Genomic DNA, 265 nt, shown 5'->3' with positions numbered 1-265 from the left:
AAATACATTCTATATTCTTTATTTACATTTATAATATTGTATGTATATAACCCTATAACTACAATTCCTGCTAAAAATTGAATTAACCATAGTCCCCAAAATGTTTCATTTACTTTATTTTGAGAATCTCTATTTTTTGCTATACTTCTAATACCCAGTTGACCAATTCCTAAAAAGGCCAATACACCTAAAATTTGGACAACTGAAAAAGTATAACTGTTTATTCCTAATGCCTTTACTCCTAAGACCCTAGAAAGAAATGGCA

Annotated in this window: 1 protein-coding gene; it reads right to left on the bottom strand. The window is 28.3% G+C overall.

Annotation, left to right across the window (positions count from 1 at the left end):
- The coding region (locus tag KVT37_RS32290; RefSeq protein WP_217579036.1) for an oligosaccharide flippase family protein at window positions 1–265 on the bottom strand (265 nt) is incomplete at both ends.

It is taken from the genome of Mesorhizobium sp. GbtcB19, from assembly GCF_019091085.1.
Taxonomy (GTDB): Bacteria; Pseudomonadota; Alphaproteobacteria; order Rhizobiales; family Rhizobiaceae; genus Mesorhizobium.
The sequence above is the reverse complement of the archived record's forward strand: the minus strand, read 5'-3'. Positions and strand labels throughout refer to the sequence as shown.